The 14,366-nt window shown below is 45.0% G+C and carries 14 protein-coding genes; 12 read left to right on the top strand and 2 right to left on the bottom strand.

The features are described from left to right. Positions 1 to 2: 2 nt before the first annotated feature. The 12 genes from MMG82_RS07595 (at position 3) to MMG82_RS07540 (ending at position 12,941) form a co-directional block, all read left to right on the top strand. Positions 3 to 3,365, top strand: a complete 3,363-nt coding sequence (locus tag MMG82_RS07595) for a DUF1566 domain-containing protein (protein ID WP_241406689.1) — start codon at positions 3 to 5, stop codon at positions 3,363 to 3,365. Positions 3,366 to 3,498: 133 nt separating this feature from the next. Continuing rightward, a complete protein-coding gene (locus MMG82_RS07590) occupies positions 3,499 to 4,041 on the top strand; it encodes a DUF1566 domain-containing protein (protein ID WP_047539853.1) in 543 nt (180 codons plus the stop codon). A 57-nt stretch (positions 4,042 to 4,098) separates the two neighbouring features. Further along, on the top strand, positions 4,099 to 4,296 hold the full coding sequence (locus MMG82_RS07585) for a hypothetical protein (RefSeq protein ID WP_047539851.1): 198 nt from the start codon (positions 4,099 to 4,101) through the stop codon (positions 4,294 to 4,296). Between the two features lie 63 nt (positions 4,297 to 4,359). Next, positions 4,360 to 5,070, top strand: coding sequence for a DUF1566 domain-containing protein (locus MMG82_RS07580; protein ID WP_047539849.1), 711 nt, complete (start codon positions 4,360 to 4,362; stop codon positions 5,068 to 5,070). Between the two features lie 71 nt (positions 5,071 to 5,141). Beyond that, positions 5,142 to 6,215, top strand: coding sequence for a hypothetical protein (locus tag MMG82_RS07575; protein WP_241406688.1), 1,074 nt, complete (start codon positions 5,142 to 5,144; stop codon positions 6,213 to 6,215). An 81-nt stretch (positions 6,216 to 6,296) separates the two neighbouring features. After that, positions 6,297 to 7,496, top strand: coding sequence for a hypothetical protein (locus MMG82_RS07570; RefSeq protein ID WP_047539847.1), 1,200 nt, complete (start codon positions 6,297 to 6,299; stop codon positions 7,494 to 7,496). A 66-nt stretch (positions 7,497 to 7,562) separates the two neighbouring features. After that, the gene (locus tag MMG82_RS07565; protein WP_241406687.1) at positions 7,563 to 8,129 is read left to right on the top strand and encodes a hypothetical protein; all 567 of its coding nucleotides are present in this window, start codon (positions 7,563 to 7,565) and stop codon (positions 8,127 to 8,129) included. After that, positions 8,113 to 8,661, top strand: coding sequence for a hypothetical protein (locus MMG82_RS07560; RefSeq protein WP_241406686.1), 549 nt, complete (start codon positions 8,113 to 8,115; stop codon positions 8,659 to 8,661). Before MMG82_RS07565 ends, MMG82_RS07560 begins: the two co-directional genes overlap by 17 nt. Positions 8,662 to 9,040: 379 nt before the next feature. After that, a complete protein-coding gene (locus MMG82_RS07555; RefSeq protein WP_037414718.1) occupies positions 9,041 to 9,778 on the top strand; it encodes a DUF481 domain-containing protein in 738 nt (245 codons plus the stop codon). A gap of 240 nt (positions 9,779 to 10,018) precedes the next feature. Next, the gene (gene nhaD, locus MMG82_RS07550; RefSeq protein WP_047539845.1) at positions 10,019 to 11,488 is read left to right on the top strand and encodes a sodium:proton antiporter NhaD; all 1,470 of its coding nucleotides are present in this window, start codon (positions 10,019 to 10,021) and stop codon (positions 11,486 to 11,488) included. A 165-nt stretch (positions 11,489 to 11,653) separates the two neighbouring features. Continuing rightward, complete coding sequence (locus MMG82_RS07545; RefSeq protein ID WP_047539842.1) at positions 11,654 to 12,400, top strand: winged helix-turn-helix domain-containing protein; 747 nt, start codon at positions 11,654 to 11,656, stop codon at positions 12,398 to 12,400. A 1-nt stretch (position 12,401) separates the two neighbouring features. After that, positions 12,402 to 12,941 (top strand): hypothetical protein, encoded by a 540-nt coding sequence (locus tag MMG82_RS07540; RefSeq protein WP_169547384.1) that lies wholly within the window; start codon positions 12,402 to 12,404, stop codon positions 12,939 to 12,941. A 62-nt stretch (positions 12,942 to 13,003) separates the two neighbouring features. Here MMG82_RS07540 and MMG82_RS07535 read toward each other — a convergent pair whose 3' ends face one another. Beyond that, positions 13,004 to 13,528, bottom strand: coding sequence for a hypothetical protein (locus tag MMG82_RS07535; RefSeq protein ID WP_037430318.1), 525 nt, complete (start codon positions 13,526 to 13,528; stop codon positions 13,004 to 13,006). 10 nt (positions 13,529 to 13,538) lie between these two features. Further along, positions 13,539 to 14,360, bottom strand: a complete 822-nt coding sequence (locus tag MMG82_RS07530; RefSeq protein WP_037414755.1) for a hypothetical protein — start codon at positions 14,358 to 14,360, stop codon at positions 13,539 to 13,541. Positions 14,361 to 14,366: the final 6 nt, after the last annotated feature.

Raw genomic sequence — 14,366 nt, 5'->3', positions numbered from 1 at the left:
GGATGAAAGGGTTTAAACTCAAAGTCGCAGCCAGTATCGGTATGTTTGCCATCACCATGGCAATGGGAAGTGCACAAGCGCAAACGCAGTACCGTTTAAATGACAATATTAATTTCACCTTAGATGATTCAGGCAAATTGACCGTTAATAGCGGTTACCTCACCTATTATTTATTGCGCGGTTACGATCCTAAAACCGAATACCAAACGGGGCGTCATTTAGTGAGTGCTTCTAGTCAACGTATCGACTTTGATGTGGCCGATCTTGAACTCGATGGTTTTTTTCCTAAGGTTGAGTTAAAGCTGCCGCAGCGGAAATACGAAAGCACTGAGCTTGAATTACCTAAGGTACTGCCAACGGCTAACGGTTGGCAAAATGCTGAGCTGACCCTCAAAGGCATTAGTTTAGTGGGCTTGGTGAATGAGTATAATGATAATGAAAGCATGGAAGGAGAAGACTTTGCCGATATGGTCGCGCTATTGGCATTAAATACGTTAGTGGTTGTTGATATTGCCGCCAATACCGTCACTGGGGGGCCAATATCTACAGCTAAAAAACGCAACCAGTTTCAACAATCATTGGATAGGTTTGCCCATTTTGCCGATTATGTCAGAAATGCAAGAGATCAAAAGTTTTGGAATAAATACGCTGATTTTATTGACTATGTAAAACTTTCACGGGATATCCTTAGCAACTTTGTTGATGCTGCTAATATTAATGCGGCCGATTACCCTTGGCTGGAATATACCCTACACGACAGTGAAATCATTTTCACGGGACTCGAAAAACTGGAAGTTATTACCGGTGAGGTGGATGATGACTCACCAATAAAAGGCACCTTAAAGCAGCAATACCAGCGATTATTAAAAGCCGACATTGATGCAGGTAAAGTGTCAGGTGATTCCTATGATGAGTTAATCAAATTTGGCGCTAAAAAATTCACCGAAAGCCTCAAAGGTGCTGATCCGAAGACGGCCGAAATCATTATTGCTAAATATATTATGGAGCCAGTCGGGCAAGCATTAGCCGCTTATCAAAAGGGATTACGGCAACAATTAATGATCGCGCAAGCAAAGGGGCAAAAGGAGATCATTACATCCCTTGAAGCTCAAATTAAGGACCTAAACCAAGCGCGAGTCGTGATTTTGCTTTCCTCGTTAGTACTAAATTCGAGCGATATTTATCAAGATCTTAAAGCCGAACCGCAAAAAATGATCAGCACGATTTTTGAGCTTGGCGTAGAAGCCAGCGCCGAAATGGCGGAGCAAGTTTTTGACGGGGCCGACGGTGCAACCATATTAGCTAAATACGCACTGCAACGCATGACGGGAAGTGATGGCCGAGCACATATTTATCATGTCACTGGCAAACTTAGCCAAGGGGTCTCCATTGGTAACAGCATTGCCAACAAGCTATTGCCTTTTCTTTGGGATTTAGCTTGGGCACCGGGCAAAATGTCAGTTGCTTTGGTCGACGGCAAATTAAACCCGCTAGGAGCAATGCAAAGCCGTGTGGATATCTATCGTGTGGCAAATAATGGCGCGCGTGAATTAGTTAAGCAACTCAGTAATACCAATGTGATTAAAGATACGGTTATTGCTTTAGAACACCTTGAGCAGTTGGATATTGAGGTTGCACTCTCACGCCCAAATATGTTCGATACCACTCGTTCACCTTGGTTAATGAGTGGTAATGTGCCGCCTCAATCTCTCTATGAAGCCAAGATTATTGACACCAATCAGCGTGGCTATGCCAGCCGCTTTTTATGTACTCGCACCCTATTAAACGACTTGAAATATGTCGATTACCAAATAGCCAATACATCAATGGCTGACGCCTACGATACAAGATGTGGCGCTGGCGATTGGTATGCTAATACTTGGTTTAATGGCACTAAGTCAGGTGCAACCATTTATGAAGACAATGATAAATTAGCAAATAGCCTCAAGTTAAAACCCGAGCTAAGTGATGCTCAGGCGCTGATCAGCTACCAACATATTTATCGTGAGGGCGATAAACCCGTATTGGTTCTAATTGATGGCCACTCCACTAACGCGATTACCCACAAAATTAGTTTTGTGCCAGCCGTAAGCAATGTCGGTTTTGGCACAGTGCAAATGCCCGTCGATAACGGTGGCTATGTGATTGGGTTTGATGTCTCCCAAATAGTGCAGTCCAATCTTGACCCGATTGTCACCTATCGTTGGGACTTTGGTGATGGCTCAGCGGTGTTAGAAACCAGTTCTACCTTGGTCGAACATGTCTATGCCGAAGGTAGCTTTACCGTTACCTTAACCGTTGTCACCCAAGCGGGGATTGAAACCACGGTCAGCCAAACAGTTGCGGTGGGTGAGCGCCTACGTACGCCAATGCTTGAGCAACCGCGTTATCAAATTGAAACCGATGGCAGCGCCAGCATTACCCTCAATTGGCGCAATATTGAACAGAGCAGCGCAGTCAATCTGTATCTCGCCGAAGAAAGCTTTACCGACTTAAACGATATTGCCAACTACGCCAGTTTAAAAGGGGCAAGGCGCACATCGGTAAAAGGCGCAGTTGAGTACCGCTTTACCGGTTTAACGGCAGATACCGAGTATTTTATGGTCGCCACCACCCAAGGCGCACATAAAGAAAGCCCCTTAAGTAATCAAGTGCAACTCGTTACCCGCAGAGTGGCCCAGCCCACCGGCAAACTTAATGATACTGGCATCGACTGGTGCGCCGATGGTAGCAATAACTACTTGGATTGCCCTGTACAAGGTTATGAGGGCCAAGATGCCGAGTATGGCCGCGATGCGCTTGCGCGCAACGGCCAGTTGCAAAAAGTCGGTGGTGGCGCGGCAGGCTTTGATTTTACCAAGCTCGATAACAGCGGTAACGCATTACCCGAAAGCGCCAGCGAATGGAGTTGCGTGCGCGATAACCACACAGGTTTAATTTGGGAAGTCAAACAACCCGCGGGCAGCGGCGGCCTACGCGATGCCAACTATACCTACAGCTGGTATAACCCCGATAACAGCACTAATGGTGGTAATGCTGGCACGCAAAACGGTGGCACCTGCCAAGGCAGTGATTGTGATACTCAAGCCTTTGTTAATGCGGTTAATAGCCAAGGCTTATGTGGTGCCAGCGATTGGCGTATGCCGTCGGTCAATGAGTTACTTAGCATTGTCCATAATGGGCGCATTGAACCTGCGATAGAGCAAAGCTATTTTCCACATGGGAGTTCGAGTCGGTATTGGTCGTCATCGCCCGATGCCGACAATGGTAACATCGCGTGGAGCGTCAACTTCGGCTATGGTCGCGTCGGCAACGGCATTAAGTTCTACGACTTCCACGTTCGTTTGGTGCGAGCCGGACAGTAATAGGTTTTTGGCAAATAAGGAGAGGTGATGCGTTATTTGGCTCAGTTGTCTCACGGGCGTTGCGCATCCTCTTCCATTGTGCGGCTGCTATTGCCCGCCGCCGTGAAATGTTTTGTGATAAAGGATAGATATTATGCGGACAATCAATCATTACTGGCCACGGGCTTGGGTATTATTGGCGCTGCTGCTGGGCGTGAACGCCCATGCCAGCAGCTTATGTGAAGGTCGCGAAAACACGGCTATCGCAGCCACTACGCCAAGCACGGATTTTAGCGATAACGGTGATGGTACCGTTACTCACCATACCACCGGGCTTATCTGGCAGCGCTGCAGCCTCGGGCAAAGCTGGGATGGCACCGATTGCACTGGCGAGGCAAGAACCTACACTTGGGAACAGGCCTTAGTGGCCGCCGCGCAACATAGCTTGGCAGGATTCAGAGATTGGCGCTTACCGAATAAAAATGAGCTTGCCTCGATTGTCGAATACCGCTGCGTGGCTGCGATTAATAAACAAGCGTTTCCCAATACGCCATCAGCTGAGTATTGGTCGTCTTCGCCCAGTACATACACATACAGTAGTAGCTACGCGTGGTACGTCAACTTCGCCAGTGGTGGCGTCAGCTTCAACCATAAGGGCAGCAGCAGCCTCGTCCGTTTGGTGCGAGCCGGACAGTGATTGGTTTTTGGTGCTTTTGCCCTTATCGCCAGCCACTAAAGCCCTGTGGTGATTGCTATGACTAAAACGGCAAGCTTAGCTGAGCTACTTAAGCCGCCTAAACGCTCCCCGCGCTACCTAGGTTTTACCCAAACCCAGTGGCGCGGGGCGATTAAGGCGTGGTTGCGGTTGCTGCCATCGCTGACCTTTGGGGAGATTTATGGAGTGTTTTCGCTTAGCCGCTATACCCAAACGATTTGGCGTTGCTGGTGGTAGATATTGCGGATTATTTCACCAGCTAAAAGGTAGCCAAAACCTAATTAATAACAAGGATCGCTTATGAGTAGTCAACGAACCCTGACCGTATTATTTTTCTTATCTCTGTGCGGTTTTTTGTGTTTATCAAAACCGGTGCAGGCCAGTGATTATGTTAGTTGTTTAGCCGAAAAATTGCAGGGCATTACCCATGATGCCGCCGTAAAAGCGATCACTGAGGCATGCCAAGCCCAATATGCTAATAATACTGCCCCCAAGCCTGCCAGCGCTCCAGCTAAAGCCCTTATTGATGGGCGCTATCGAGATAACGGCAATGGCACCATTACCGATACCCAAACCAACCTTATCTGGATGCGTTGCAGTCTTGGGCAGCAATGGACAGGCAGCACCTGTGCAGGTTTGTCCATGGAAATGTCTTGGAATGAGGCACTGAAAACCGCGCAAAGTTTTAGCTATGCTGGCCACAGCGACTGGCGAGTACCAACTGTCGATGAGTTGGATACTCTGGTGCAATGCCCAGCAGGGCGTAAGCCTTCTGTACGCCCCAATGGTGAGTATGTTACTGATACAAATGGCTTCTGCAATGGCAGTGAATATAACAATCCCAAAATCAATATCATTGCCTTTCCAAACACCCCTAGCCGTGTTTTCTGGTCGTCTTCGCCCTATGCAGGCTATAGTGACCGTGCGTGGTACGTTGGCTTCAGTGATGGTTACGTCTACTACAGTAAGTACAACGGCCCCCGCGTCCGTTTGGTGCGTGTTGGACAGTGATTGGCTTTGGCTGTGCGTCTTTGTAGCGCATTTTAAGGGGTAAAAAGGCAGAGTAGATGCGGATGCTGCGAGTGAAACTAACAATACAGCTTGGATTGGTGTTACTTGGCGTATTGCTGCTTGGCGCTGTGGTTTACGCGCTGAGCATGCTAGAGCGTGGTGCGGTAATAGTGGGGGATAGTGATCCACTATCTCCCATGCCAGTGCCTTATTATTTAAACCTTAAAGAGGGCGAGTACGCCCGTCTCATCCCTCGGGCGCAGAAACAGTATGCGCTGGCACTGTGCCAAGGTGAAGACTATTGGCCCTTGCCTTATCTCGCTTACGATAACCTGTTATTGCAAGAAGTGCTGCAAAATCAAAATGAGTTTTCACAGCAGGACTATCTTAAAAGTCGCCTTGCATTACTGAACGAACGCTTTCGTTTTAAGCAGGATCGGCCTTTTTTACGTGGCGAGTTGCAAACGCTATTGCAAAGCAGCACTGCAGAGCAAAGCATCACCTTCAGTGCTTGGCTGAAAAACCGGATGGCAAAACAGCTTGAGCAGTTTCAGCAGTTGGATCATCAGCTAAAAGCGAGCCAGCCTTGGTGGCCGTGGGCGGATTGGCCAAGCGATAATCACTGCTTGCAATGGGCGATGCGGGTCAAGAATGATGACTCCCTCGATGCTGTGCCGATTTACCTTACCGACAATGGTGGTGGCAAAGGCATTGTGATTGATGACTTTTTTGCTCTGCTGCTAGAGCATCAAATCGATCAATACCTTGCGCGCGGTGATGTGCAAAGTGCCGCCAAGGTGTGGCCGCAGGTGATCCGATTTGAACTGCTCGATGCCCGCATATGGCAAGACAACATCATTGCGAATATCGATGAGTATTTGGGCTTTATTACGCTGTTTGGTTTAGATAAAACCGAGGCCGTGGCGTACGCCGAAACGCGGTTGCAGCAAATCGACGATATTGATTACTACCCTGACGATAAAGCCATCATGCAGCGCAGCCTAGCCTACTTACAGCAGAAGACGCGTGAATCACAGCCAGTGCCAATTTCTGCCAAAAATCAACATCGCTTGCGCTGTTATCAAGGTAAAGCGCCTTGCCTAACACTATGGCAGTTATATGAACAAAGTGATTTGCAGCGTTAGGTTTTTCAGCGTGGTGTGCCTACATATCCTAAAAAGATGACAACTCATCACTATTAATAATCCGTTTTAAGGCGGGAACACATGTACAAAAATATCTTTTTAATTTTTACTTTGATGCTAAGTGGGTGCTCTAGTCAGCATTCAATGGACGGGGTAACACAGCAAGATAAGCAAGCTGATGTTATTAATTTGCATGAAGATATTTTGGTGAGTGATGATGTTGAAGCATTAAGTAATATTCTTTTAAAATATCCTGATTCTCATCAGGCAGAAGAAATAAAGCACCGTTTGATTCATATTTATCGACAACAAAACTCTGCAAGTGGCTACCGTAATGCCTATAAATGGTCAAGTGATGAAGCTGATTTGCATGCTGCACTTAAATTACTGGATACTGAGTCTGGGTTGGCTTTTTTTATAAAAGAATGCATAAAAGATAAAGATATAAAAATGGCTAATTTAGCCTCTGTGAAGTTGCTTGTTATGTATAGAGTTAATCCTGTGTTAATCAGTAAGGGAAAAGTAATTGATGCGAATTATGATGCTGATGCTAGTAAAGCAAGAATAATGGATCATGATATTGTTTCAATTGTATCGGGTGAAAAAGAAATGATTGATTCAATTGATAGGCTGTTTGATTCTAATCTGATTGATAATGCATATCTTCATCGTGGTGGGCTAGATTACTTTTCATATGCATACAGTTATTTTTTACTGCTACAAGAGCTTAGTGAAAGTGAAAGTAAACTTAGTGAGTTGGAAAATATTCAGCTTGCATTAGTGATTAGAATCTTCTTGAATAGCAATTTGCTTAATGGAAAATATTCTCCAATAGAAACAGAACTGGAAATAGTGCCTATGGTTGTCAATTTCTATATTAGGCGAGACGATGAAATTAGAAAAGAGCAGGCTAGACGAGAAATAAAAGAAAAGCAATTTGAATTGGCCTTTTTAATTGGTGCAGGATTAGTTAAACATTCAATTAATAGTATGAGGCAAACACTAGGCGAGATTAACAGTCAGAATGAAGCTCAACGGACTATATCGAGAAATAAGGGGCCTTGGTTTTTAAAAGAGTTGTCATATTGTTCAGATGCATATAGTGGTAATATGCATAGTTATTTTTGTGATACCGTTTGTACAAATGCTAATGGTGATACTGTCAAATTGCAGTCAATTAGTGCACACAATTTTGAAAATACTGGGTGGTCAGGGTCTGATGCAAGCGGGACATTTGGATCGACATTGCAATATTATCAAAAAGTTTGTTCAAGTTTATGATTCAATATAGTGCCAGAGTATTGGAATCATATTGACTAAGAGCCACTATATACAGGGATTTTCGGTGTGATAAAGAGGTGTAATGCACTTTGGCAGGAATTAAGGTTTGGCTTGCTCCTGCTTGTGGGCTTATATGGATTTACCTATGCCGCAAAAGCCACGGAAGATCCCTTGCCAGCCGTACAGACAGAAGCTGTTTTTCCGTCTGTGCTCGATAGAAATACGCCTACATTTAAGCATGCTTTTAGCTTATTGCAACAACAGGGTGCTAGCTTGGATATTGCGTTATTTGAGCGCCATCCAGTGGAATATCAAGCGTATTTGCTCGGCAGTTACAGTGCGCAGGCGCAGCATTACCCGTTAGCGATTGAATGGTTTAATCGAGCCTATGCGGATGTAGATAAACTGAACGAGTTCAGTCAGCAAAGTTTGCTCTATCAGTTGGGATACAGCTATGCGCAGCGTGGTCAGTTAGCAGAGAGTGAACTGTGGTATCGCCGCGCGATAGCCAAGGGTAGTGCCGATGCGTGTGTTAATTTAGGTGCGAGTTATGAGCAGCTTCAGCAATATCAACAAGCCGAGGCACAGTATTTAAGCTGCCTTCCTGACAACGAAAGTGCCTTTCTTTATTAATCTCGGTACGCTTTATTACAATGGGTTAGTTAAGCAAAATAAAAATTTAGGCGGCCGTTATTGGCAGTTATCCGCTAAGCTCGATCCCTACGATAGCGATATTCAATATAACCTTGGCGTGTATTACCTCAATACCGAGCGCGACTTAGACAAAGCCCGCTACTACTTTAGCCAATGCAGTTGGCAAGAAAGCGAATGTGCCAGCGTGTTATCACATCCCTTACTAATTGGTCGCAGTGCGGAACAAGCGCATTGGCAAGCACTGCGCCAAGGCAGCGCGGTTGAGCAACGTCATCGTTTAGAAGACAGAGCCAAGCACTTGTTGCCCGTGCCTGTGTATTTTGACGATGAAACAGCAGAGATTTTGCTGCAAGTACAATTGAGCAATAACGGGTGGCAGAGTATTACCGCCACGACTCAAAGCCGAGAGCCGTTAGAAAAAGCCTGCACTTGGTTAAATCGCCTGATTTGGGTCGATACCTTTTCGGGGGCGAATGCGCAAACTTATCTGAAGCTAAATAGTGGTACGTGAATGTTACCCTTGGAGTGGCAATATCAGGGCTTGCGTTATCAAGTCCTTGAGCAAAATGGACGGTGGCAGTGCTCAGCGTATCTCCTTAAATCTAATGAGTAATTGGTATTAATATCAAGAGAGCTGCAAATAATAGTGGCGTTGTTTTTAGACCTCAAGTTTCGATAAAAACATATGATTTTGCTTATTCTGTTAAGGTTTAATGATGATGGACATTCCATGACATATTTTTAAACTGCTTATGTGGATTTGGTGATACTTAAGGGATTTATTGATGCCTTGGCTTTAATAGAAAAATCGATGAATTTTTATTTTTCAATCGTAAATGTTAGTATTGCGCAGATTTTTAGGGGATTAAACGGAACAGGAACGGATAAACATGAAGAAAGTACTGACCGCTGCACTATTGATGACGGCGCCATTTATGGCGAATGCGGGAGCCGATTTTGTTAAAGGCGATAAAACATTCGCGGGCGAAGCCGAGCTAGGTGCAACCTTAACCACAGGCAACACAGATACCTCATCTTACAAAGGTCGCTTAAACTTCAAACACGAATTAGGTGATTGGGAAAACCAATATCTTTTAGAAGGTTTATATAAAGAGGATACTGGCGAGGTCACGGCTAAGCGCTATTTAGCGGGGGCACAAGGCAACTATAAGATGACTGACCGCAGCTATCTATTTGCCAACGCTAACTACGAAGTTGACCCTTTTACCGGTTATGACTACACAGTATCTGGCGCAACGGGTTATGGTCATAGACTCTATGACACCAGCAAGACTTTCTTAGATGTTGAAATCGGTCCCGGTTATATCTATCAACGCCTCGATTCAGAGCAAGCTCTGTTAGAAGGCACAGATTCCAATGACAGTGTGGTTGCCCACGGTGTGATTAACTTCGAAACTGAAATCACAGAAACCTCAAAATTCCAACAGCGTTTTGTGGCCGACTATGGTGATAAATTAGATGCGCGGTCGGAAACCTCACTCACTGCGAATATTATTGGCGCCTTGGCAATGAAGTTTGCCATTATCGTGCGTTATAACAGCGAGCCGCTGGACAATAAAAAGAGCACCGATACCGAAACCAACATGACCTTGCTCTATTCGTTCTAATCAATGTGATTGATATCAACATAAAAGCACCGAGAGGTGCTTTTTTATTGGCTGTTTTTAGACTAACTTGAAACAAAGTTAGTTAAATCTTTATTAGTTTCGTCTGTAGTTATACAAAAATTAATGTTCTAAGCGCCTTTGGTTATCGGGAAATGCATAGAAAGTTGCGTTTTATCAAAATTTACAGAACCCGAGCTATGGTAATTTGCGAACTGATTTCCCTTGCAGAGATGAATTTAGATGAAATTACAGCGGTGGTTTAGAAACAGTGGAATGGCATTATTTAGCTTATTCTGTGTTGCAATATTGAGCGGATTCTCACCAGCAGTTTGGGCAATGACCGAAGGAACAGAACGGCTCGATTTAACCGCTGCATCAGTGGGGTATATTGCCGTATGCGTCTTCGTGCTTGCCTATATTTTGGTGATGGCCGAAGAGGCGCTGCACCTGCGTAAATCCAAACCCGTATTGGTCGCAGCTGGCATTATTTGGGGCATGATAGGTTTTGTGTATGTGCAAAATGGCATGTCAGAGGTCTCTGAAGCAGCCTTTAAGCATAATTTATTGGAATATGCCGAGTTATTACTCTTCCTATTGGTGGCGATGACCTATATCAACGCCATGGAAGAACGTAATTTATTCGATGCCATTCGCGGTTGGTTAGTGGGACGTGGTTTTAGCTTACGAACCGTTTTTTGGTTGACAGGCTTTATGGCTTTCTTTATTTCGCCTGTGGCTGATAATTTAACCACCGCATTATTAATGTGCGCTGTGGTCATGAAAGTTGGCGCTGGACAGCGAAAATTTATTACCCTCGCTTGTATCAATATCGTGGTGGCGGCCAATGCGGGCGGCGCATTTAGTCCATTTGGTGATATCACGACCTTGATGGTATGGCAAAAAGGGTTAGTGCACTTTGCCGATTTTTTCCATCTATTTATTCCTGCATTAGTCAACTTTGTCGTGCCAGCGGCAATTATGAGTATATTTATTCCGCATTATATCCCTGAGCCTGAAAAAGAGCAGGTTTACACTAAACCTGGCGCTAAACGTATTGTTGCGCTCTTCCTACTGACGATTGCTACTGCAGTATGTGCTCACTCTTTCCTTGGTATGCCACCGGTACTGGGGATGATGACAGGTCTTGGCTTCTTGCAATTCTTTGGTTATTACCTGCGTAAAACCTTTGATCGCTCCGTTGCTCGTGAACGAGCAAAGGCGGAGTTACGTCAGGATAAACAGCGTCTTCAACAGTTAGGTAGTGTCGTGCCGTTCGATGTGTTTAATCGGATCTCCCGTGCTGAGTGGGATACATTGCTGTTTTTCTACGGGGTAGTGTTATGCGTCGGTGGTCTTGGTTTTATGGGGTATTTAAGTCTCGTTTCTGAGGCCTTGTATTCCCATTGGGATGCGACCTTTGCCAACGTAGCCATCGGTTTGTTGTCTTCAGTCGTGGATAATATTCCGGTGATGTTTGCGGTGTTGACTATGAATCCAGATATGGCCTTAGGTCAGTGGTTACTGGTGACGTTAACCGCAGGGGTGGGTGGCAGTTTATTGTCCATCGGCAGTGCGGCAGGGGTAGCATTAATGGGGCAGGCGAGGGGGATTTACACCTTCGGATCACATTTACGTTGGACTCCTGTCATTGCGTTGGGATATGTGGCGAGTATTTTAGTACATATGTGGCTCAATGCTGCAATGTTCTAAAAACAAATGAAACATAATGTATCTTCGTTTGTTTTTAGCATTAAATTTTTTATTGATGTAATTCACAGATTATTCATCTAACGGGTGGAGATGTCCTCGGATTACTGCGTTATTAAAGTTCAAATTGTATACTCGGCTTCAAGTTAAGTAATGCTAGGAGCCGAGATGCAAATTGGTGATTGTTGGTTTGATGCCCAAGAACATTTGTTAGTCGATGCCTCTGGCTGTCGCTGGATACTGAGTAGCGATGAATATCAAGTACTGAGTGTATTGGCTAAGCACCGAGGTAAGGTGGTTTCCCGCTTTGAATTAACGCAGTTATTGTCATCCTATGTTAAGGGGGCCCGTCGGTGTGATGATACTCTCGATGATGTTATCAAGCGGTTGCGTTCTATATTAGGAAAAAAGCCATATTCTTTACTCGATACGGTACGGGGCGAGGGGTTTATTTTATATCCTTCATCAGTGTCGATTAATCATAAGCTGCTTGACTCCCCAACATATCAAATCAATCCGCTACAGTTCGCACTCATCATACTTGTGACCCTGATAGCCCTATGTGGGATTGGGGCTCATATTAGCCATCCAACGCAAATTGCACCAAATTATAGCCAGCAGATCCAGAAGCCAAATGGTTTGGCGTCAGAGGTTAAGTTCTACACTGGGCAATACTACTGTACGGAGATGAAGTCTCTCGTCGAACAAATGATGGGGCAAATTGAAGCGTGTGCCGTGTTTCCTTGGCAATCTGTGGCGGCGAATATTTCTATTGATCGCAAGTTAATCAGCTTTATTTTACGGGATAACCGTGAGAATGGGCTTAAGTTTCAGACGATAAAATTAATGTCTGACAATTTTATGAGTGATACATCGCAACCTGATTGGTTAACACTTGCGGGGATATGTAGCTAAGATGGCATCCAGCATTTTTGCGTTAAGCCGTTTAAAACCATGGCAACTCCTGTTAATCATTATGCTCGGATTGGGGGGGCTGCTATATGGATATGGGCAGAGTGTTAGCCATAAAAGTTTAAACTTAGATTGTCATGCTCAGTTATTCCAGCCACCGTTTTCCGATGCATCTTCGTCATTATTGCGCCATTCTTTATCGCTTTCGGTCCAAGTGCAGGGGCAAAAGGCGGCTTTAGATTATAGTTATGGCATTGATAATAAGGAGCTTGCGTCCATCAACTATTCTGGTGAGGTTAAACATTTTGACATTGGCACTATGACCTATCAATTTGATTTAGCTCAAGCGAATATCAAAATGGATCTGCTGCAAACAGAGCTCCCTGAGCCGATTCGAGAAGATGTGCAACGCTCAAGGGCAGCATTAATCGCGCTGGGAACCATGAGCTTTAATATGCAGATTGTGGATATTAATCGTATTGATGACTATACCCTGATTAAATTTATGCCCAGTGGTAATTTATGGGCGTGTAGTAGTCGCTAATAACAAAATAGGCACCCAAACTAGAGGTGGATGCCTATTTGATTAGGAGTCGATGAAAAGGATTACAACGGAACGACTGGAACTAAGGTCAGTTCATTATTGGCTTTGGTACCATAAATTTGAATCGCGACTTTAATTTGCGCCACGGCGCCACTTGGGTCCTGTTGCTGCCAATCAAGTCCTGCTATTTCAAACTGATACTGACCATTTTTTACCTCGGTTAATTTACCGCTGCATTCACCTTTGCTTTGGCAACGATAGCTTTGAGTGACATGCCAACGTTTCCATGCTTTAGCATTTGACGACGATTTATTCTTGTCAGGAAAGCCAAAATAGTAAATATCGTAGTTTTTAGCCGCAGTGATTGCCGCTTGTGACGCATCAGCCAATGTAAATAACAACGTGCCGGTATTGGGATCAAATTGCTTTACTGCCAGATTAATTTGCGTCGCCTCGTCAATACTCACGGTTTTTTCGACGGGCGGAGGTGGTGGCGGAGGTGTGATTTCCTCTGACTTGTTATCGTCACTACCACAGCCAGCAAGGGTAAACGAAGCTAGGGTTAACGCAAGTAATGGGTATTTCATCACTGCCTCCTTAATTAAAATGTCCAGTGTGGCAAGTGGTACATTCCATATCCGTTTTAACGCTTGCTGCCGAGCCTAATGTTCCAGTGCTGCCATGACAAACTTGGCAATCCTGAGCCTCAAGTGAAGGTTTACTACCTGGTAAGGCACCGATATTCTCTCCTTGATGGGCACGGTTTAGCAGTTCGACCAGGTAATACGCCATGGAAGCTGATAGGCGATAACAGCGTTCACCTTTTTTAGCAAAGGGTAGGCCTGATGCCCTAGACCAGTTACTAATAGAAGAGTGGCACAATACGCTCATGGCTTTTGATGAACTACCAACCAGAGCCGTTTTTTCTGCGGTTGAGCCTATGCCTGCAATAAATTCAGGGGAAGATAAAGGTAACGTTGTATTTTCATAATAACGGAATGTGTTGGCAATCACTGCGCTGTTTTGACCATTAATATCATCTAAGATATTGACTAACATACCGATAGCGTTGAGGTTTCCACATAAGGTGCCTTGGCCTGTGACCCCTGCAAAACCATAACCGGCAAGCGCGGTTGGGATAGTTTTAAACTTATCAGCATCGGCACTATTAGATTGCGCTAGCATAGTGACGACAGAGTGAAATACTTGGTGCATACAGCCACCACCTGTCTCGTAGGCGAGTTTGGCGGTTGCCATGGGGTCTAGTGGTGCGTATTTGAGTTTTTCGCCGAGCGCTAATTGATATTGACCGTCGGCATTGGTCGCCGCAAAGGCTGACGTACCCATTAATGTTGCGCCCGCTGCTGCTGTGCTGATACCGATAATACGAGTTAATGCTTGGCGTCGATTAATGCTCATCATAAA

The organism is Shewanella sp. MM_2022_3 (assembly GCF_022557375.1).
Lineage (GTDB): Bacteria > Pseudomonadota > Gammaproteobacteria > Enterobacterales > Shewanellaceae > Shewanella > Shewanella xiamenensis.
This window is presented reverse-complemented; position numbering and strand designations above follow the sequence as displayed.

Coding starts and splice junctions, on each gene's coding strand:
- MMG82_RS07595 (WP_241406689.1), top strand. CDS start 3: ATGAAAGGGTTTAAACTCAAAGTCGCAGCCAGTATCGGTATGTTTGCC.
- MMG82_RS07590 (WP_047539853.1), top strand. CDS start 3,499: ATGCGGACAATCAATCATTACTGGCCACGGGCTTGGGTATTATTGGCG.
- MMG82_RS07585 (WP_047539851.1), top strand. CDS start 4,099: ATGACTAAAACGGCAAGCTTAGCTGAGCTACTTAAGCCGCCTAAACGC.
- MMG82_RS07580 (WP_047539849.1), top strand. CDS start 4,360: ATGAGTAGTCAACGAACCCTGACCGTATTATTTTTCTTATCTCTGTGC.
- MMG82_RS07570 (WP_047539847.1), top strand. CDS start 6,297: ATGTACAAAAATATCTTTTTAATTTTTACTTTGATGCTAAGTGGGTGC.
- MMG82_RS07555 (WP_037414718.1), top strand. CDS start 9,041: ATGAAGAAAGTACTGACCGCTGCACTATTGATGACGGCGCCATTTATG.
- nhaD (WP_047539845.1), top strand. CDS start 10,019: ATGAAATTACAGCGGTGGTTTAGAAACAGTGGAATGGCATTATTTAGC.
- MMG82_RS07545 (WP_047539842.1), top strand. CDS start 11,654: ATGCAAATTGGTGATTGTTGGTTTGATGCCCAAGAACATTTGTTAGTC.
- MMG82_RS07540 (WP_169547384.1), top strand. CDS start 12,402: ATGGCATCCAGCATTTTTGCGTTAAGCCGTTTAAAACCATGGCAACTC.
- MMG82_RS07535 (WP_037430318.1), bottom strand. CDS start 13,528: ATGAAATACCCATTACTTGCGTTAACCCTAGCTTCGTTTACCCTTGCT.
- MMG82_RS07530 (WP_037414755.1), bottom strand. CDS start 14,360: ATGAGCATTAATCGACGCCAAGCATTAACTCGTATTATCGGTATCAGC.